Source organism: Nocardia cyriacigeorgica, assembly GCF_029868385.1.
Taxonomy (GTDB): Bacteria; Actinomycetota; Actinomycetes; order Mycobacteriales; family Mycobacteriaceae; genus Nocardia; species Nocardia cyriacigeorgica_F.
Map to the genome: position 1 here is coordinate 165,842 of NZ_JARWNX010000062.1, position 20,366 is coordinate 186,207.

Annotated in this window: 9 protein-coding genes; 4 read left to right on the top strand and 5 right to left on the bottom strand. The window is 69.3% G+C overall.

Annotated features, from left to right (window positions below; all coding sequences use genetic code 11):
• Nucleotide 1 precedes the first annotated feature (1 nt).
• Nucleotides 2-985: a glycosyltransferase family 9 protein gene (locus tag QH168_RS23615; RefSeq protein WP_280236970.1), complete on the top strand. Its 984-nt coding sequence runs from the start codon at nucleotides 2-4 to the stop codon at nucleotides 983-985.
• Between the two features lie 7 nt (nucleotides 986-992).
• Here the strand turns inward: QH168_RS23615 and QH168_RS23620 are convergent, their stop codons facing one another.
• On the bottom strand, nucleotides 993-1,316 hold the full coding sequence (locus QH168_RS23620) for an ArsR/SmtB family transcription factor (RefSeq protein WP_280236971.1): 324 nt from the start codon (nucleotides 1,314-1,316) through the stop codon (nucleotides 993-995).
• Between the two features lie 177 nt (nucleotides 1,317-1,493).
• Here QH168_RS23620 and QH168_RS23625 point away from each other — a divergent pair, with 177 nt between their 5' ends.
• On the top strand, nucleotides 1,494-2,186 hold the full coding sequence (locus tag QH168_RS23625) for a M23 family metallopeptidase (RefSeq protein ID WP_280236972.1): 693 nt from the start codon (nucleotides 1,494-1,496) through the stop codon (nucleotides 2,184-2,186).
• 196 nt (nucleotides 2,187-2,382) lie between these two features.
• Entirely contained in the window at nucleotides 2,383-3,477 is a 1,095-nt protein-coding gene (locus tag QH168_RS23630) for a hypothetical protein (RefSeq protein ID WP_280236973.1), read from the top strand.
• Here the strand turns inward: QH168_RS23630 and QH168_RS23635 are convergent.
• A complete protein-coding gene (locus QH168_RS23635; protein WP_280236974.1) occupies nucleotides 3,443-3,766 on the bottom strand; it encodes a hypothetical protein in 324 nt (107 codons plus the stop codon). The genes QH168_RS23630 and QH168_RS23635 overlap by 35 nt on opposite strands.
• A 471-nt stretch (nucleotides 3,767-4,237) precedes the next feature.
• Between QH168_RS23635 and QH168_RS23640 the strand changes: the two genes are divergently transcribed.
• Nucleotides 4,238-4,573: an RNA polymerase-binding protein RbpA gene (locus tag QH168_RS23640; RefSeq protein ID WP_280236975.1), complete on the top strand. Its 336-nt coding sequence runs from the start codon at nucleotides 4,238-4,240 to the stop codon at nucleotides 4,571-4,573.
• 112 nt (nucleotides 4,574-4,685) lie between these two features.
• Here the strand turns inward: QH168_RS23640 and QH168_RS23645 are convergent, their stop codons facing one another.
• The 3 genes from QH168_RS23645 to QH168_RS23655 all read right to left on the bottom strand — a co-directional run bounded on the left by QH168_RS23645 (nucleotide 4,686) and on the right by QH168_RS23655 (nucleotide 20,220).
• Nucleotides 4,686-5,486 (bottom strand): ABC transporter permease, encoded by an 801-nt coding sequence (locus QH168_RS23645; RefSeq protein ID WP_280468295.1) that lies wholly within the window; start codon nucleotides 5,484-5,486, stop codon nucleotides 4,686-4,688.
• Between the two features lie 104 nt (nucleotides 5,487-5,590).
• Nucleotides 5,591-6,580, bottom strand: a complete 990-nt coding sequence (locus tag QH168_RS23650; RefSeq protein ID WP_280236976.1) for an ATP-binding cassette domain-containing protein — start codon at nucleotides 6,578-6,580, stop codon at nucleotides 5,591-5,593.
• On the bottom strand, nucleotides 6,577-20,220 hold the full coding sequence (locus QH168_RS23655) for a non-ribosomal peptide synthetase (RefSeq protein WP_280236977.1): 13,644 nt from the start codon (nucleotides 20,218-20,220) through the stop codon (nucleotides 6,577-6,579). The genes QH168_RS23650 and QH168_RS23655 overlap by 4 nt, the downstream gene beginning before the upstream one ends.
• Nucleotides 20,221-20,366 lie beyond the last annotated feature (146 nt).

Consider the following 20,366-nt stretch of genomic DNA (forward strand, 5'->3'; position numbering starts at 1 on the left):
GGTGTCGGTTGTTCTCGTGCTTCAGGCACGCGGTCTCGGTGATCTGCTCACCGCGGTCCCGGCGCTGCGCGCGCTGCGCCGGGCCAGGCCGGATGACCGCATCGTCCTCGCGGCGCCGCACCGGTTACGCCCCATCGTCGACCTGATCACCTCGGTCGATGCGATGGTCCCCACCGCGGAGGGCGGCAGCCTCCGCTGGGACGGACCCGCCCCCGATCTCGCGGTCAACCTGCACGGCCCGGATACCGAGTCGATCGTCGAGCTGATCAAGACCGATGCCCGCCGCATCCTCACCTACCGCAATCCGGCCTTCCCCGAGCTGCCGGGGCCGCAGTGGGACACCGATATGCATCTGGTCGACCGCTGGTGCCATCTGCTCGAGTTCGACGGCATCGATGCCGACCGCCGCAACCTCGGACTGGTCCCGCCGGTCGCCACCACCAGCCATCGCGACGCCGTGGTCGTGCACATCGGCGCGGGTGCGGCGGCGCGGCGGTGGCCGCCGGACCGGTTCGCCGCCGTGATCCGGCATCAGTCGGTGCTCGGCCGGGAAGTGGTGCTCACCGGTGACGAGTTCGAGCGCGAGATCGCCCTCGGCATCGCCGCCCGCGCCGGACTGCCGCCGCATCGGGTGCTCGCCGGTGAGCAGAATCTGATCGAACTGGCGGCGACGGTCGCCGAGGCCGCGCTCGTCTTGTGCGGTGATACCGGTGTCGCGCATATGGCCACCGCCTTCGGCACCCGCACGGTGCAACTGTTCGGGCCGACCCCCCCGCGCTGGGGCGGGCCGCCACCGCATCTGCTCGCCAGACATGACGTGCTGTGGGCGGGTCAGGTCGGCGATCCGAACGCCGACACCGTCGACCCCGGACTGTTGCGGATCGGGGTGAGCGAGGTGATCGGCGCTGTCGACGCACAGCTCGGCAAACACTCCTGGGCGAGTCAGAGCGGGGAACGTCCGCGCGCCTACCGCCGCGTCGGCTGAGCGCGGCTCATCCCTCCACCCGCGCGGTGTGCACTGCCGCGGAGTAGGCCGCGATGGCGCTGGGCCAGAACCGCTCGACATAGTCGCGGGCATCGGCGAGCCCGCGCGGGTCGAGGAAATACAGCCTGCGGTTGCCGTCAGGTCGCATCATCACCAGCCGCGCCTCCCGCAGCACCCGCAGGTGCTGGGAGACCGCCGAGCTGCTGATTCCCACCGCTGCCGCCAGCTCACCCACCGATAGCTGGGCGTGCGGCAACGCCTCGAAGATCGCCCGTCTGGTGGGATCGGCGAGCGCTTCGATCGCTTGAACTCCATTAGTCGGCACTAACATAGTGTGATCAACTGGCATCCGCGCGGTCAACTCGGCCCGGAACAACATTTCCGCAGGTCGACAACAAATGACAACCGTGTCGTTATCTATTCGTAATCAACGAACTGGGCTTTCTCCGGCCGGTGACGGTAACCACAGGATTGCGGAGCGGCCGTGACCATCCCGTAGCTTCGAGCCATGCCCGTGACCGTTCCGTTACTTTCTCGTCGGCCCGGCGCCCTCCGCTCACGGCGCCACAGCGTCGCCACCCGCGTCGTCGCCGCCTCCACCGCCATCGGCGCCTCGCTCGGTGTGCTCGCAGGCTGCACCCAGGAGAACTCCACCGAGGCGATCCATTCGCCGCAGCTCGTCGCCGATACCGCCGACACCACCTTCACCGCGTTCACCCCGCCCGAGGCCCAGCGCGCCCAGACCGTGCCCGAGGCGGTGGCGTGGGAGCAGAACCGGCTCGCCATCGAGTTCGCCCGCCCGAAGACGCTGCGCCCGGTGGCCGGGCCGATGAGCTCCACCTTCGGTATGCGCTGGGGCGCTATGCACGCCGGAATCGACTTCGCCGACCCGATGGGTGCGCCGATCGCCGCCGTCACCGACGGCGTGGTGATCGAAGCGGGCCCGGCCAGCGGTTTCGGCCTGTGGGTTCGGGTCCAGCAGGATGACGGCACCGTGGGCGTGTACGGCCATATGCAGGACATCTTGGTCTCGGTCGGCCAGCCGGTGCGGGCTGGCGATGTGATCGCCACCGTCGGCAGCCGCGGCCAATCCACCGGACCGCATCTGCACTACGAGGTGCACGCGCCCGGTGTCGGCCCGATCGACCCGCAGCCGTGGCTGGCCGCGCGCGGGATCAACGTCCACGGCGACCACTCCTGACACCCACGCCGCCCGCACGCGCTGACGGTGGGCAGCGGCAGAACACACGGGATCGGCCCGCAGGCGAGTGCCTGCGGGCCGTCCGCCGTGTCAGCACCGGGGACTAACCCGCCACACCGGTCCCCTACCCGAGTACGAGCGGGAATGGCTCCGTGGCGTGATGCGAGCGAGCGCCGCCGATTCGTAGCTTCGCAGCATGGCCACCACCGAAATAGATTCCCGCGCACAGGCTTCGACGGAACCGCCCCACGATTGCGGCACCGGACCGGTGCCGCGGGGACGGCTGCATCGACCACTGCTGGCCATGGTCGCCGCAATGATCGCGCTGAGCATCGTCGCGGCCGGTGGTCTGATCGTCGACGACCGCACACTGCTCGATGAATCGGTGTGGTCGAAGCCGTTGAAGTTCGGGATCGCCTTCACGCTCTACGGACTCACCCTCGCCTGGCTGCTCACCCTGCCGCATCGGGGCAGGCGCGCCACCTGGTGGCTCGGCACCGCCTTCGCGGTGACCGGCTTTCTCGACGTGGGTTTCATCGCGGTACAAGCCGCGCGTGGGACGTTCAGCCATTTCAACAACTACGACCCCGATCCGGTCAACGTCATCGGACAGCAGATCTTCGCCTCGAGTGTGCCCGGACTGTTTCTGGCGAATCTGCTGATCGTGCTGATCCTGTGCTGGCAGCGGCTCGCGGACCGGCCCACCACATGGGCGATCCGCGCCGGACTGGCCCTCGCTATCGCCGGCATGGTGCAGGCGTATCTGATGGGCTTCACCGGAACACAGCGCGTCGTCGATGCCGAGGGGCGCGCGGTCGAACTGATCGCCGGGCACACCGTGCTCGACCCCGCCGCGCGCAGCGAGGCGGCGCGCGACGGATCCGGCCTGCCGCTGATCGGCTGGAGCACCCTCGGCGGCGATCTGCGCATTCCGCATTTCCTCGGACTGCACGGCATCCAGGTGCTACTGCTGGCGGTGATCGTCGTGGCCCGGCTCGCACGGCGTCATCCCTGGTTACGCGATGAGCGCACCCGCGCGGAGTTGATCGGCGTGCTGGCACTGGGTTACGCCGGGCTGTTCGGCCTCACCTACTGGCAGGCCATGCGCGCACAACCACTGCTGCGCCCGGACGCCACCACCCTCGGCGCACTCGCCGCACTGATCACCGTCGTGGTGTGCCTGACAGCGCTGGTGTATCGCAGGGCACGCGCCGAGCGGAACCAGCCAGGGTCGCCCGCGCCCGAATCCGCTCGGATCAGCGCAGCCGTTCGGCCTCACGGGCGAGCTTGACCAGCGTTTCACTCAACGCGGCGAGTTCGACGGCGTCGGCGCCTTCACCGATCGCGGTCGCGACATCCTCGGCCGCACACCGCGCGGCGAACCAGCGATCGGCCAGATCCTCGGCCTCCTGTGCGCTCAACACCACCGAGTCCTCGGGAATCCCGGTCCCCTTCAAGCTGTTGCGGTGTTCGTAGGCACGCTGACGGCAGGACTGGCGGCAGTACCGGCGCCGACGCCCGACCTCGGATTCTGTGATTTCCCGCCCGCACCACAGGCAGGACAGTGAGCGGCGCGACATGACCCGACACCCTAACCGGCCGCGCCCGAGGTCCGCACAGGGCACGCCGCACCGGCGACAGCAGCGAACAGCGTAGAATAACCAGGTTCTCCCCCACAGGGAACGAAAGTAGCCCACCACACGTTCACAGAGCACATGGTGTTCGCACCCGGATGCCACGCCGGGAACGAGCACACCCCAACCGGTTCCGCGCATCCGTGCACGGCCACCGGAAAGCACAGGGATTCATGGTCCGGACCTAGATGTCCGAACGGTGACCCATAAGGTTCGCGGCCCGCGAACACGCCGCACCACTCGGCGAAAACCACAGTGGGGCGAGTCCTACGAGCCCCGTTCGCGGACCGGCTCGTATGCGCGCGGCCGCTGCACACGCCGAAGGTGAGCAGTGGTCGCGGATATCCGAGCCACCACCGGGCCGCGAACACGCGACGCCGCAGGCGGCGCACATCCAACACAGAGAGGACCGAACAGATGGCAGATCGCGTACTCCGGGGCAGTCGACTCGGAGCGGTGAGCTACGAGACCGACCGCGACCACGATTTGGCTCCGCGCCGGATGGCCAAGTACCGGACCGACAACGGTGAAGAGTTCGACGTCCCGTTCGCCGACGATGCCGAGATCCCGCCGACGTGGTTGTGCCGCAACGGCCAGGAAGGTGTCCTGCTCGAGGGCACGACGCAGGAGGCCAAGAAGGTCAAGCCGCCGCGCACCCACTGGGACATGCTGCTGGAACGGCGCAGCAAGGAGGAGCTCGAGGAGCTGCTCAAGGAACGCCTCGAACTACTCAAGACCCGCAGGCGCGGCTGAGCACACCAGCCCCTACCGCCGAAAAGGCCGCTCCCACCGGATTCGTCCGGAGTGAGCGGCCTTTCGTCGATCGCGGCTACGCGCGGACCGAGCAGTCCGCGGCGCACCGGGTTCAGTGGCTGGCGACCTTGCGGTAACGCAGCAGCGCCAGCGGCACGGCTACCGCGAGGATGGCCACCGAGCAGATGACCGCGTACTCGACACAGTGCTCGGCCGCCCAGCCGGTCGGGGTGGCGAACGATGGCGGCGAACTGTTGTCGAACAGTTTGCGCCCGGCCGCCGATACCGCGGTGATCGGATTCCATTCGGCGATCGTGCGCAACGGACCGGGCAGTGTTTCCGCGGAAATGAATGCCGAAGAGATGAACGACAGCGGGAACAGCCAGATCAACCCCGCACTCTGGGCCACCTCGACCGTCGGGGACAGCAGCCCCGTCAACGCACCGATCCACGACATCGCGAACGCGAACAGCAGGATCACCCCGAAGGCCAGCGCGGCGTCGGCGATTCCACCGTTGATCCGCCAGCCGACGATATAACCGCAGCCCACCATGACCACCAGGCTGAGGATGTTGACCACCAGATCCGACAGGGTGCGGCCCATCAGCACCGCCAGCCGCGACATGGGCAGGGTCCGCATCCGGTCGATGATGCCCTTGTGCAGATCACCTGCCAAACCGACGGTGGTGAACGCCGCATTGAACGCGACCGTCTGCGCGAAGATCCCGGCCAGCAGGAACTCCCGGTACTGGCTGCCGCCGAGCGAGGCGCCGAAGATATAGGCGAACAGGAACACGAACATCAGCGGCTGGATCGTCGCGGTCACCAGCAGCGTCGGCACGCGAAGGATGGTCAGCAGGTTCCGGTAGGCGACGATGGCGCTGTCGCGGAAGACCCGGCCCCGTGGCGACATATCCGCATACGCCGCACGCGGTTTCGCCGTGCCACGGTCGGCGGCGCCGACCGCGGAATCCTCGGACACCGTGGTTTCCTCACGTACCGCTGCCGGGGCGGTGCTCACGACATGATCTCCTCTTGTACGTCATCGGATTCCGCCGCCGCGGGCGCTGCGGCCGCGGTGCCGGTGAGGGACAGGAATACGTCGTCGAGGCTGGGGCGGTGCACATTCGCGTCGACGACGCAGACACCGGCGTCGTCGAGCCGCCGCAGGGCCTCGACCATGGTGCGGGAACCGTCGCCGACCACGATCGACACCTCATCGGTGCCGATCTCGTGGGCCGGTTCCCCGATGCCGACCTGCGCCAGCACCGACAGCGCGGGCTGGGGTTGCTGCCCAGAGGCCAGGGTGACGGTCAGTCGGTCACCGCCGATGGAGGTCTTCAGTTCATCGGCCGAACCGCGCGCGATCACCTTGCCGCGGTCGATGACGATGATCCGGTCGGCCAGCTGATCGGCTTCCTCGAGGTACTGGGTGGTCAACAAGACCGTGGTGCCGTCGTCGACGAGATCGCCGATGACCCGCCACATATCGAGTCGTCCACGTGGATCCAGACCCGTGGTCGGTTCGTCCAGCACCACCACCGGCGGCCGGGCGACCAGCGCACCGGCCAGATCGAGCCTGCGCGCCATACCGCCGGAATAGGTGCCCGCCCGGCGGTCGGCGGCATGGTCGAGCCCGAACGCGGTGAGCAGTTCACCCGCGCGGGCGGCCGCCTGCCGATGCGACATGCCGTAGAGCCGGGCCACCATACGCAGGTTCTCGTATCCGGACAGGTTGGCGTCGACGGCGGCGTACTGGCCGGACAACCCGATCCGGCGACGGGCCGCCGCCGGATCACGCAGCACATCCACCCCCGCCACGTGCACCGAGCCCGCACAGGGCCGCAGCAGCGTGGTGACGATGCGCACCGTGGTCGTCTTACCCGCGCCGTTGGGGCCGAGCAATCCCATCACGGTGCCCGCCGGGATCTGGATGTCGATCCCGTCGAGCACACGGACACGGCCGTAGTTCTTGACCAGGCCGAGAACTTCCACCGCCAGGCTCACCTGCGTATCTCCTTCGCTTGCCGGTCCGCGCCGTCGAGGTGGAACCGCAGCACCGGGCCGATCACCGCGAGTGCTTCGGGTGTGGTCATCGCCGCGTGATCGCAGCGCAGCTGATGGTCGTGCACGGCGCCGGTGACGAACGGACGCCAGGCCGCCGCGCACCGATCCCGGTCGGCGCGGTTGATCGCGTCATCGGCGGCGGTGAAGAACAGCAGATCGCCGGTGAACACCCGCGGGCGGAAACTGTTGGCCAGCACCGTGCCGTTGGCGTACCCGGCGTAGAGCCGTTCCAGGTGATCGACGGTCAGCGCCGCGAAGGGTCCCGGACGCGACCGCAGCAGTGCCGCGGCCTCGTGCAGAGTCATCCGGTCGTCGATCGCGGTGGCATCGTCGAGCAGGTCGCTGCCGAATTCGCCGACGATATCGGCGATGCTCGGCATGGCCTGATCGAACAGGCTGTCGGAGAGCTGGTAGCTGTCCATCATCGCCAGCAGCGCCACCTGCTCCCCCGCGTCCTGCAACCGCACCGCCACCTCATGGGCGATGAGCCCGCCCAGCGACCACCCGAGCAGGTGGTACGGGCCGTGCGGCTGGATGGACCTGATGTGCTCGACGTACCGATCGGCCGCCTCGGCGAGGGAGCCGTAGCTTTCACCGCCGGCCACATGCGGCGCCTGCAAGCCGTACACCGGACGATCCGACGGCAGATGGGCCAACAGTCCCGAGTAGCACCACGCCAGACCGATCGCGGGATGCACGCAGAACAGCGGCGGCAGGCTGTCGCCGGTATCGGGCCGCAGCGGCAGGATCGGCGAGAGCGCCTCGGCCATCGCCTCGGCGACACCGCTGTCGTCGAGCCGCGCGGCGATCGCCGCCGGGGTGGCGTCGCCGAACATCAGCTGCACCGGCATCTCGATGCCCTCGTCCCGCAGCCGGGCCACCACCTTCGTCGCCAGCAGCGAGTTACCGCCGAGTTCGAAGAAGCTGTCGTCGGCGCCGACCCGGTCGATACCGAGCGCATCGCCGAAAGCCGCGCACAGTGCCGCCTCGGTGGCCGTGGCCGGTGCCCGATACCCCTGACCGCCGGTGAACACCGGTTCCGGCAGGGCACGGCGATCGAGCTTGCCGACCGGGCTCAACGGCACCCGGTCGATCAGCATGATCGACTGCGGCACCATGTAATTGGGCACCAGATCGGCCAGATGCGCGGTGAGATCGGCCGCGGTCACCGCCGAGCCAGCGCGCGGCTTCACATAGGACACCAGTGCGGTGACACCCGCCGGTGTCCGGTGGCCGATGGTGGTGGCGAATTCGACGCCGCCGTGCTTGGCCAGCGCGGTGTCGATTTCGCCGAGTTCGATACGGAACCCGCGGATCTTCACCTGATGGTCGGTGCGGCCGACGTACTCGATATCGCCCGCGCCCGCTGTCGCACCCGGCCACCAGCGCACGAGATCGCCGGTGCGGTACATCCGCTCACCCGGTTTGCCGTACGGGTTGGCGACGAACCGTGTCGCGGTCAGGCCGGGCCGGTTCAGGTAGCCGCGGGCCAGCGCCGCGCCCGCCAGATGCAGCTCACCGGTGACGCCGATCGCCACCGGATGCAGGCGCGGATCAAGGATGGTGGCGTCCACACCGCGGATCGGGCCACCGATGGTGATGGGCGTGCCCGGCGCCATCGGCTGGGAAATGATCGTGACGATGGTGGTTTCGGTCGGGCCGTACACGTTGTAGAGGTTGCGGCCCGGCGCCCACCTGGACACCAGATCCGGCGGTAGCGCCTCACCACCGACGAGCACATGCGCCAGTTCGGTCACACCGTCCGGATCGACGGTGCCCAGCGCCGAGGTGGTGATGAACGCGTGGGTGATGCCCTCCTCGATGAAGACCCGGCCGAGGTCGGCGCCACCGACCACCCCCGGTGGGGTGATCACCAGGGTGGCCGCGCCGCCCAGCGCGAGCAGCAGATCGAGCATGGCGGCGTCGAAGCTCGGCGTGGCGAAGTGCAGCACCCGGCAACCGGGCCGGACGTCGAAGCGCTGCGCGGTCTCGGCGGCGAAGTTGGACAGGCCGCCGTGGGTGACGGTGACGCCCTTGGGGGTTCCGGTCGAGCCGGAGGTGTAGATGACATACGCCGGGTTGTCCAGCCGCAGGGGTGCGATCCGGTCGGCGTCGGTGACGGCGTCGCCGGACGAGGCGAGGACCAGCGATCGGATATCGGGTGCGTCCAGGACGAGCCACTGCGCGTCCGAGGGCAGCCCGTCGCGATACTCGGCGAGGGTGATACCCAGGCGCGCACCGGAATCCGACAGCATGTGCGCGATCCGCCCGGCCGGGTAGTTCGGGTCGACCGGTACGAACGCCGCACCGGTCTTGGCCACCGCGAGCACCGTCGCCACCGATTCCACCGAGCGTGGAATGCCGAGCGCCACCAATGTTTCCGGTCCGACGCCGCGGTCGATCAGGACCCGCGCCAGCCGGTTGCTCCACCGGTCGAGGGCGGAATAGGTGACCTCGGTGCCGTCGGCGCGCACGGCGATGGCGTGCGGATCGGCGGCCGCGGCCGCGGTGAACACCGCGGGCAGGGTGAGCGGGCGGTCCGGCTGGGCACCGCGCACCGGCGCCAGTTCCGACCATTCGGCCGGGTCGAGCATGTCCAGATCGCCGGTGGCGGTGGCCGGATTCGCGGCGATCGCGGACAGCAGCCGAGCGAACCGCTTGCCGAACCGGGCGGCGGTCTCCTCGTCGAACAGGTCGTGCGCGAAATCGATCGACACGGAGATCCCGGCGGGTTCGCGTCCCTCCGTCCGGTTCTCTGTGAGGGTGAACTGGAGATCGAATTTGGCGATCCCGGTGTCGGTGTCCTCGGCGTCGATGCGCAGGCCCGGCAGTTCCAGCACTCGGATCGGTTCGTTGCGCACCGACAACATCACCTGGAACAGCGGGTGGTGCGACCGGGACCGCGCCGGGTTGAGGACCTCGACCAACCGCTCGAACGGCAGGTCGGCGTTGGCGAAGGCGTCGAGGTCGGTCTCGCGGACCGCTGCGAGCAGTTCGGTGAACGCGACGTCGGGATCGACCTCGGTGCGCAGGACCAGGGTATTGACGAACATGCCGACCATGCGGTCCAACGCCGGATCACCGCGACCGGCGATCGGCGTGCCGACCGCGATATCGTCCACCGCCGTCATCCGGTGCAGCAGCACCGCGAGCGCGGCGTGCAGCAGCATGAACATGCTGACGTTGTGCCCGGCGGCGACCGCATGCAGCTCGCGATGTGTGGCGGCGTCGACCGCGCAGGTCACCGTGCCGCCGCGATAGGACGGTGTCGCCGGACGCGGCCGATCGGCGGGCACGGCCAACAGTTCCGGCAGATCGGCCAGGGCGGTGCGCCAGTAGTCGAGCTGACGACCGATCAGCGATTCGGCGTCGTCCTCGTCGCCGAGCACCCGCTCCTGCCAGAGCGTGTAGTCGGCGTACTGGATCTCCAATGCGGGAATGCTGTCCAGCCTGCCCTCCCTGGCCGCGGAGTAGGCGGCGGCCACGTCGGCGGCGAGCGGCTCGAGCGACCAGCCGTCCATGGCGATGTGGTGCACCACCAGGACCAGCACGTGTTCGTCGAGTTCGTTCGATACGACCGCCGGATGCGTCACGGTGAGGATGGCGGCCCGGATCGGCGCAGCGGCCCCGAGATCGAAGCCGGTGGCGGCGAATTCCCGGATCACCTGTGCCACCGCGGCAGCGGGCACCGTATCGGTACGGGTCTCGATCGTGGCGTCGGCCGGGTCCAGGATCACCTGTGCCGGTTCACCGTCGACAACGGGGAAGATCGTGCGCAGCGTCTCGTGCCTGCGCTGCACCGCGTGCAGGGCCGCGATGAGCGCCGCCCGATCGAGGTGCCCACGCAGCCGCAACACCACCGGGACGTTGTAGGTGCCGGCACTGTGCGCACCCGCAGACCCGTCGAGCCGGTCGAGGAACCACAACCGGCGCTGCGCCGCCGACAGCGGAATCCGCTGTGGCCGCGGACCGGCCACCAGCGGCGGACGGTCGTCATCGGGCGCCCCCGACTCCAGCCGGGCCGCCAGTTCCGCGACGGTGGGTCCGGCGAATACCGCGCGCACTTCGAGCCGGGTCCCGGTCGCCGCGGCCAGCCGCGCGACCAGCTGCGTAGCCAGCAGCGACGTTCCGCCGATATCGAAGAAGCTGTCGTCGGCGCCGACGACCTCCGCGTCGACCAGTTCACTCATGAGGTCGGCGACCAGCCGCTCGGTGTCGGTCGCGGGTGCCCGGGTGACCCGTGCCGCGGGCAGGGCCGGTTCCGGCAGCGCCGCGGTGTCGAGCTTGCCGACGGGGGTCAGCGGGATCCGGTCGAGCACGGTGAGCGCCGCCGGAACCATATGGGCTGGAAGCCGCGCTGCCACATGTGCGCGCACCGCGTCGATATCGAGTTCGCGCACCGATGGCACGGGCTGGACGTACGACACGATCCGATCGGCCCCGGCCAGCACGCGCACCTCGGTGTGGGCGAAGCGCACATCGGGGTGGTCGGCCAGTGCCGCGGTGATCTCGCCCAGCTCGATACGGAATCCGCGCACCTTGACCTGATGGTCGCTGCGCCCGAGGTAGATCAGTTGGCCGTCGGTGCTCCAGCGCACCACATCGCCGGTGCGGTAGAGGCGTGCGCCTGCCGGACCGCAGGGGTCGGCGACGAAACGGGCCGCGGTGAGCCCGAATCGGTCGAAGTAGCCGCGCGCGAGGTTCGGACCGCCGACGTACAGCTCACCCGGTACGCCCACCGGCACCGGTCGCAGCCGTTCGTCGAACACGACGGCCCGCGCACCACGCACCAGGGTGCCGATCCCGATCGGCGCTCCGACCTCGAACGGTGCGGAAATCGTGACGACCACCGTGGATTCGGTCGGACCGTAGCCGTTGATCATGCGGCGGTCGGGTGCCCAGCGTCCGACCAGATCCGGTCCGACGGCCTCGCCGCCGACCATGATGGTCCGCAGGTCCGGCAGCGGCCAGCGATCACGGTCGATCGTGGCCAGTACCGCCGGGATGATGAAGGTGTGGGTCACCCGTTCGGTGGTGAGCAGGGCGGCCAGTTCATCGCCGCCGTAGATATCGGGGTCGACGATGATCATCGCTGCGCCGGAGCCGACCATCAGCAGCAGATCGAGCACGGCGGCATCGAAACTCGGTGAGGAGAAATGCAGTGTGCGCGCGTCCGGGTGGACACCCATCCGGTCGCGGAATTCCGCCGCCAGATTCGACAGGCCACCGTGGGTCACCGCCACGCCCTTCGGCGTTCCGGTGGAGCCCGAGGTGTAGATCAGGTACGCGAGGTCCTCGACGCGGGTCGGCCGCATCCGCTCGCTCGCGGCGATCGCGGCCTCGGCCGCGGGTTCGAATTCGGCGTTCGCGGTGTCGTCGAGCACGATCCACGCGATCTCACGATCGTCGGCGGCCCGCAGCCGCGCACTGTGCGCCGATACCGTCACGCCGACCGCGCAACCGGAGTCCGACAACATGTGCCGGACCCGATCGGCCGGATAGTTCGGGTCCACCGGCACGAACGCCGCACCGGTCTTGGCCACCGCGAGCACGGTGACCACGGATTCGACCGAGCGGGTCAGGCCGAGTGCGACCCGGTCGCCGGTGCCGATGCCGTGCCGGATCAGGCGGCGGGCCACTCGATTCGACCGTCGGTCCAGGTCGGTGTAGGTGAGTTCCACCCCACCCGAGCGGACGGCGGTCCGCTCGGGATGCGCGGCGACGGTCTGCGCGAAGATCTCGGCCAGCGTCCGCTGCGGTCCGGCCGGTGCACCGCAGGCCGGGGCGAACCGGCGACGTTCGGTATCGGTGCGCGCATCGATGTGGCCGACGCGGATGCCGGGGTCGCCGGTGATCGCGGCCAGGACGGTGAGGTACCGGTCGGCCAGGATCTGAACCGTCGCCGCATCGAACAGCTCTGCGGCGTAAACGAATTCGAATGCGCCGTCGTCATCGCCGGTGGCGAGATCGGTGACACGCAGTTCCAGATCGAATTTCGCCAGCGCGATATCGAGCGCCTGTGCGTGCAGCACCAATCCGGGCAGTTCCAGCCGTGGATGCGGCGCGTCCTGGACCGTCAACGCAACCTGGAACAGCGGATGGCGGCCGGTGGCGCGCGGATCACGCCCCAGCTCCTCCACGACGCGTTCGAAGGGGATGTCGGCGTGGGCGATCGCCGCCAGTTCGGTGTCGCGATCGGCGCGCAGCAGCTCGGTGAACGCGAGATCCGGGTCGACATCCGAACGCAGCACGAGCGTATTGACGAACATCCCGACCAGATCGTCGAGTTCGGTCTGGGTGCGCCCGGCCACCGGCGTGCCGATCGCGATATCGCGGCCGCCGGTCACCGCGCGCAACAGCACCGCGAGCGCTGTCCGCAGCACCATGAACATGCTCACGCCCTGTGCACGCGCCAGTTCGGCGAGCGCGCGGCGCACCGGTTCCGGCAGCGTCCGCTGCACCGTGCCCGCGATCTGGGTCGGCTCGGCCGGGCGTGCACGGTCGTAGGGCAGCGGCAACTGATCGGGCAGCTCGGCCAGCTGGGTGCGCCAGAACTCCAGTTGCTCGGCGGCGAGGCTGTCGGCATCGGCGGCCTCGCCGAGGTATTCGCGCTGCCAGAGCCCGAAGTCGGCGTACTGCACGGCGAGTGGCTGCCAATTCGGCGCGGCGCCACCGCGCCGGGCCAGGTAGGCGGTGGCCAGATCCCGCGTCAGCGGGGCCAGCGACCAGCCGTCGGCGGCGATGTGATGCACGGCGACGCCGAGCACGTGGTGGTTGTCGGCCACCCGCAGCAGCGTGATCCGCAGCGGCGTCTCGGTGGTCAGGTCGAATCCGCGACGGGCCAGTTCGGCCAGCTGTCCGGCGATCTCGGATTCGGCGGTGACCAGCGGTTCGACGGCGGGAACCGCGTCCGCGACCGGAGCGACGACCTGATGTGGACCCTGGTCGTCCTCAGGGAAGCGGGTACGCAGCACCTCGTGTCGGTCGACGATATCGGCCAGCGCCTCACCCAATGCCGCGACGTCCAGCTCGCCGTCGATCCGCAGTGCGAAAGCGATGTTGTAGGCGCTGGATTCGGGGGCGAAACGGTTGAGGAACCACAGGCGCTGCTGGGGCAGCGACAGCGGAACCCGTTCCGGACGCGGGGTGTACGCCGTCAGCGGTGCGCGTCGTGCGCTGGGTGCCAGCACCAGTTCGGCCGCCAGCCCTGCCACGGTGGGCGCCTCGAAAATGGTGCGCACCGGCAGCTCCACGCCGAACTGCTGGTGGACGGCCGCCACCAGCCGGGTGGCCAGCAGCGAGTTGCCGCCCACATCGAAGAAGCTGTCGTCGGCACCGGTGATGGGGCGGCCGAGGACCTCCCCGAACAGTGCGGCGACCCGCAGCTCGAGTTCCGTCGCCGGAGCGCGTGAGCCGGTGGCGGTCGCGAAGACCGGTTCGGGCAGGGCTTTGCGATCGAGTTTGCCGGAGGGCGTGACCGGGATCCGGTCCAGCACGGTTACCGCGGCGGGCACCATGTAGCCGGGCAGCCGCCCGCGTGCGGTGTCGAGCACGGCGGCCGCGTCCACCGGCGCGGTGGCGGTCACGTAGGCGGCCAGCCGCTCATGTCCGTGCGCATCGGTGTGCACCACGGTCAGCGCGAAATCGATACCAGGATGGGTGCGCAGCACATGGTCGATCTCGCTGAGTTCGATGCGGAAACCGCGGATCTTGATCTGATCGTCGGCGCGGCCGAGGAACCGCAGGTTGCCGGACGGATCGGCGACCACCAGATCGCCGGTGCGGTACATCCGCTCACCGCGGCGGCCGTGCGGATTCGCCGGGAACCGGGACGCCGACAGCGCATGCCGCCCGTGATAGCCGCGCGCCACACCGGGACCGGACACATACAGCTCACCCGGTGTACCGGGCGGCACCGGACGCAACCGGTTGTCCAGGACGAACAGCCGCATACCGCGCACCGGGTGGCCGAGCGGGATCGGTTCACCCGCCCGCATCGGCGCCGACGCGGTGGCGGCGACGGTGGCTTCGGACGGTCCGTACATGTTGTGCATCCGGTAGCGCTGCGACCAGGTCGCCACCAGCGCCTGGGTGCAGGCTTCACCACCGACCATCACCGAACGCAGATCCTCGAGGCGCTCACAGGGGACCGTCGCCAGCGCCGCGGGCGTGATGAACGCGTGGGTGATCCGTTCCGCGCGCAGGAAATCGGCCAGTTCGCGACCACCGTACAGATCTGCCGGTGCGACGACGACCGTGGCTCCGGCGGCGAACCCGAGCAGCAGTTCCAGTACCGAGGCGTCGAAGCTCGGCGACGAGAAGTGCAGTGTGCGCGCGGAATCGGTGACGCCGAACAGGTACCGCTGTTCATTGGCGAACGAAGCGAGCCCGGCATGGGTGACGATGACGGCCTTGGGTGTACCGGTGGAACCGGAGGTGTAGATCAGATAGGCAGGCTGTCCGGCCCGCAGCGCACCGAGCCGCTCGGCGTCGACGACCGGGGCCGCCGACTGCGCCGCGCACGCCATATCCAGCTCACCGGAACCGGGCAGCAGCCAGGTCCCCGTGGCGAGACTGTGTTTGCCCGGATCGGCGGGCCAGCTGGGTAGCGCCGACAGCGAACCGGGGTCGGTGAGACCGAGCAGCGCACCGGAGTCGCCGATCATATGGGCGATCCGCTCACGCGGATACCCGGGATCGATCGGGACGTAGGCCGCGCCCGTCTTGGCGACGGCCCAGATCGCGAGGATCGAATGCAGGCTGCGCGGTAAGGCGACGGCGACGACCACTTCGGGGCCCGCGCCGTGCGCGATCAGCACCCGGGCGAGCTGGTTGGATCGCTCGTCCAGCTCACGGTAGGTGATGTCGTTGCCGCGGAACCGCACCGCCACCGACTCGGGCAGGCGTTCGGCGGTCTGCGCGAACAGCCGCGCCAGCGTGACCGTCGGTTCGGCGGGCGCACCGGCGATCGGCACCAGATCGGCCCGCTCCCGCCGGTCCAGGATGTCGATATCGCCGACCGGGGCGTCCGGGCGCGCCACGGCACCGGCGAGGATCGCCGTGAAGCGACGGGCGAGCGCCTCGACAGTCACATCGTCGAACACATCGGTGGCGTAACCGAATTCGGCGTGCAGCGGTCCGTCGGAGGTGTCGTCGTGGATCTCGAGCTGGAGATCGAACTTCGCGATATCGGCGGCCAGCGGCAGTACCTCGGTGTGCACACCGGGCAGTTCGATGCGCAGTTCGGGTGCGCGATCGTAGGACAGCATCACCTGGAACAGGGGATGTCTGCCGCCCGAGCGCTCCGGGTTGACGACCTCGACCAGCCGCTCGAACGGCACATCGGCGTTGGCGAACGCGTTCAGATCCGTTTCCCGCGCGACGTCGAGCATGCGATCGAATCCGGCGCCCGGATCGACCTCGGTCCGCAGGACCAGCGTGTTCACGAACATGCCGACCAGCTCGTCGAGCGCCGGATCGGAGCGGCCGGCGATGGGCGTGCCGATGACGATGTCGGTGCTGGCGCAGACCCGCGCCAGCAGGGTGGCGAACGCGGCGTGCAACACCATGAACATGCTCACACCCCGTGCGACGGCGAGTTCCCCTGCCGCACGGCGTATGTCGGGATCGATGGTGAAACCGTGCCGGGCGCCCGCGGTGGAGCGGCGCAGCGGGCGCGGACGGTCCAGCGGCAGGTCGAGTTGATCGGGCAGCTCGGCCAGCGCCGAACGCCAGTAGCTCAGCTGACGGCTCAGCGCGCTCGACGGATCCGATTCCTCACCGAGCAGTTCACGCTGCCAGAGCGCGAAATCGGCGTATTGCACCGGCAGCGGCGTCCACCGCGGTGCGGTGCCCGCGGCGCGTGCAGCCACGGCTGTCATCAGATCGCGTGCCAGCGGCGCCACCGACCAGCCGTCACCGCAGATGTGATGCAGGACGAGTAGCAGCACATGACGGTCGGGCCCGGCCGCGTAGAGCGCCACCCGGATGGGCGCCTGACTGCGCAGATCGAAGCCGTAGCCCGCGAATTCGGCGATCAGGGCGTCGAGGTCGGCGTCGGAGGCGTCGACCGCGTCCAGATGCAGCGGGATATCGGTGGCCGCGTGGATGACCTGGCAGGGACCCTCCGCCGTTTCCGGGAAGGTGGTCCGCAGGCTCTCGTGCCGATCGAGGACGTCGAGTAGGCCCGCCCGCAGCGCGTCGACATCGAGGTTGCCGTCCAACCGCACGGCCAGCGGCATGTTGTAGGCCGCCGCGTGCTCGGCGAAGCGGTTGAGGATCCACAGCCGCTGCTGGGCGGGTGAGAGCGGGATCCGCGCCGGACGGCCGGTGGGCCGCAGCGCCGGTGAGGAGGTGTCGAGGTGCTGGGTGGCGAATCGTTCGGCGAGCGCGGCGATGGTGCCGGCCTCGAACAGGTCCCTGATGGTCACTCCGGCGCCGAGCGTGCCATTGATCCGCGCGACGGCCCGCGCGGCGATCAGTGAGTTGCCGCCGAGGTCGAAGAAGCCGTCCTCCACGCCGATCTCGTCGAGTTCGAGTACCTCGGCGAAGATGTTCGCGAGCACCCGTTCGATCTCGGTGCGCGGTGCGATGCCCGTCCGTCCGGCGGGGCGGGCCACCGCGGCGGGCGCGGGTAGGGCGGCACGGTCGATCTTGCCGTTGGCACTCAGTGGCAGCTCATCGAGTTCCATCAGGGCGGTCGGCACCATATAGGCGGGCAGCGTCTCGCGCAGACCGGTGAGCAGCGCCGCGGTATCGAGCCGGTCGGCGCCGTCGGTGTCACGGGCGCCGGGGACGGCGACCACGTAGGCGACCAGTTCGTCACCGGTGCGACCGCTGTGCGCCACACAGACCGCGCGAGCGACCCGATCGTCGGCCAGCAGGGCCGCCTCGATCTCGCCGAGTTCGATGCGCAGACCACGGATCTTGACCTGGAAGTCGGTGCGGCCCAGGTATTCCAGGACGCCGCGCTCGGGACCGCCCGCCGAACCGCGGCCCCGCAGATGCCAGCGCGCGAGGTCGCCGGTGCGGTACATGCGCGTGCCGGGGGTGAACGGGTTGGCCACGAAGCGGTCGGCGGTGAGCGTCGGCTGTCCGAGGTAGCCGCGGGCCAGTTGGACGCCCGCCAGGTACAGCTCCCCCACGCCACCCGGCGGCACCGGCTGCAAACGGGAGTCGAGCACATAGGTCTGCGTGTTCCACACCGGGGAGCCGATGGGCACCGTATCCGGATCGGCCGGGCACGGCCAGTAGGTGACGTCGACGGCGGCCTCGGTGGGTCCGTACAGGTTGTGCAGCCGCGGGCCGGGCAGTGCCGCATGGAAGTCGCGGACCGTCGCGGGCGGCAGCGCCTCACCGCTACAGAACACCCGGCGCAGCCCGGTGCACGCGCGGACATCGGTGTCGGTGACGAAGACCGAGAGCATCGACGGAACGAAATGCGCTGTGGTCACGCCCTTGGCCGCGATGATCTCGGCCAGATAGCTGGGGTCACGGTGCCCGTCGGGCCGGGCGAGGACCAGTCTCGCACCGATCTGCAACGGCCAGAAGAACTCCCAGACCGAGACGTCGAAGGTGGACGGGGTCTTCTGCAACACCGCGTCCCCCGCGTCGAGGGGATACTCGTGCTGCATCCACCGCAGCCGGTTGACGATGGCGGCGTGGGTGACGCCGACGCCCTTGGGATTCCCGGTGGAGCCGGAGGTGAAGATGACGTAGGCGAGGTGATCCGCGCGCAGTGGTGCCGAACGGTCGGCGTCGGTGATCGGATCGGCCGAATAGGCGGACAGGTCAGCGGTATCGATGGCGAGCGCGTGTGTCTGCTCGGGCACGCCGTGCGCGTCCGCGGCGGCGGTCAGCACCGCGACCGGTGCGCCCTGCTGCACGATCCGTTCCATCCGCTCACGCGGGTAGTCGAGATCGAGCGGCAGATAGGCCGCACCCGATTTGATGATGCCGTACAGGCCGACCACCAGGTCGATACTCCGGCGCAGATACACACCGACGACTCGATCGGGTCCCGCGCCACCCGCGATGAGCATCCGAGCCAACCGGCTCGAACGTTCGTCCAGTTCGCGATAGGTGAGCGTCTCGTCCTCGAACTCGACGGCCGTCGCGTCGGGGCAGGCGGCGGCGCGGCTGCCGAAGATCCCGGCCAGCGTATCGAGGGCCACCGGCGCCTCGGTGGCGTTCCAGGCGTGCAGCACCCGATGCCGTTCGGCGTCGGTGATCGCGGTCAGCGACAGGGCCGCGGTCTCGGTGCCCGCGGTGAGGAAGCGGGCGAGGAAATCCAGGAACCGCTCGTGGTGCATGGCGAGTTCGGTCTCGCCGTAGAGCTGCGGGTTGGCCTCGAAATCGATGTGGATGCGGTCGCCGACGCCGTTGTAGAGGTTGATCGACAGATCCTCGACCGGACCGGTGGCCAGGACATGCAGTGAGCCGGGCAGGCTGCCGAAGGTCAGTTCGTTGTGGAACAGCATGATGTTGACCATCGGGCCGAAGAAGCCGCGGGCGTCACGGGAGTAGCCGCAATCGCGGCGGATGTCGTCGTGGCGGTAGCGCTGATGCCGCAGGGCGCCGGTGATCTGGAGTTCGACCGCGCGCACCACATCGCGCACCGTGGTCTGCTCGTCGAAACGCACCCGCAGCGGCACGACATTCGACACCACACCGGCCGAACGTCGCAGCGCGACGGTGGTGCGCGCCGAGACCGGGAGGCTCAGCACCACATCGTTGTTACCGGTGACCGAACGGACGTAGCAGGCCAGCGCGGCGGCGAACAGCGTGGAGTTCGCCGCGCCGAATGCGGTGGTCGCCGCGGTGACGGCGGCCTCGGTGCGCTCGTCGAGCACTGCGGTGGCGCGGCGGCGGCCCGGATCGGGCATGGGCACGGCGCTGTTGGCGGTGGACAGGCTGAGGGTGCCGCCCACCCCGGCGAGCTGTTCGAGCCAGTAGTCGCGATCGTTGCGGAAGCGCGCGGAATCCCGGTAGCGGGATTCGTCGGCGTAGATTTCGGCGAGCGGTGTCGCCCGCGAGACCGTCGGTTCGGTGTGGTTCTCGATCGCGGTGTAGATCTCGGCGGTGCGGGTGAGCGCGTTCATGGCGCCGTAGCCGTCGATGATGATGTGGTGCGCGCGGGCATACCAGATGTAATCGGCGTCGCCGGTGCGCAGCACGGCGTTGGTGATGAGCGGGTCCTTGTCCAGATCGATGGGCGAGCTGGCGTGCTCGTTCATCCAGTGCATGGCCGCGGCGTGCGGATCGGATTCACCGCGCAGATCCACTCGCGCCCAACCCGGCCGATGGAACGGGTCCACCACCTGATGCGGCACACCATCGATCTCGACCAACCGGAGCAGGCCGACCTGGGTCTCGGCGCCGAAACGCTCGATCGAGTACAGCAAACGACCCGCGTCGAGATCACCGTGGATCTCGACGTACTGCGCGATGGTCAGCGGCACGTCCGGTCGGATGCGCTGGGCGTACCACAGCGCCGTCTGCGCAGGCGACAAGGCGAACGGTTGTGCTGAGAATTCGCCCGATGAACATTGGTCGACACGATCCGTGGCCAATGAACTCATCAATCACTCCGTTCTGCCGCTGTTCACGCAACTCCCCGAGCACTGCCGCGGCAGGCGCACGCGCGCCAGCCGTAGGACGTAGTCCACGAATGATGATTCGGAGCGTCATGGCGGCCGGATGGCCGGGGGTTCGGATTTGTTTCACA

Coding starts and splice junctions, on each gene's coding strand:
- QH168_RS23640 (WP_280236975.1), top strand. CDS start 4,238: ATGGCAGATCGCGTACTCCGGGGCAGTCGACTCGGAGCGGTGAGCTAC.
- QH168_RS23635 (WP_280236974.1), bottom strand. CDS start 3,766: ATGTCGCGCCGCTCACTGTCCTGCCTGTGGTGCGGGCGGGAAATCACA.
- QH168_RS23625 (WP_280236972.1), top strand. CDS start 1,494: ATGCCCGTGACCGTTCCGTTACTTTCTCGTCGGCCCGGCGCCCTCCGC.
- QH168_RS23655 (WP_280236977.1), bottom strand. CDS start 20,220: ATGAGTTCATTGGCCACGGATCGTGTCGACCAATGTTCATCGGGCGAA.
- QH168_RS23645 (WP_280468295.1), bottom strand. CDS start 5,486: ATGTCGCCACGGGGCCGGGTCTTCCGCGACAGCGCCATCGTCGCCTAC.
- QH168_RS23630 (WP_280236973.1), top strand. CDS start 2,383: ATGGCCACCACCGAAATAGATTCCCGCGCACAGGCTTCGACGGAACCG.
- QH168_RS23620 (WP_280236971.1), bottom strand. CDS start 1,316: ATGTTAGTGCCGACTAATGGAGTTCAAGCGATCGAAGCGCTCGCCGAT.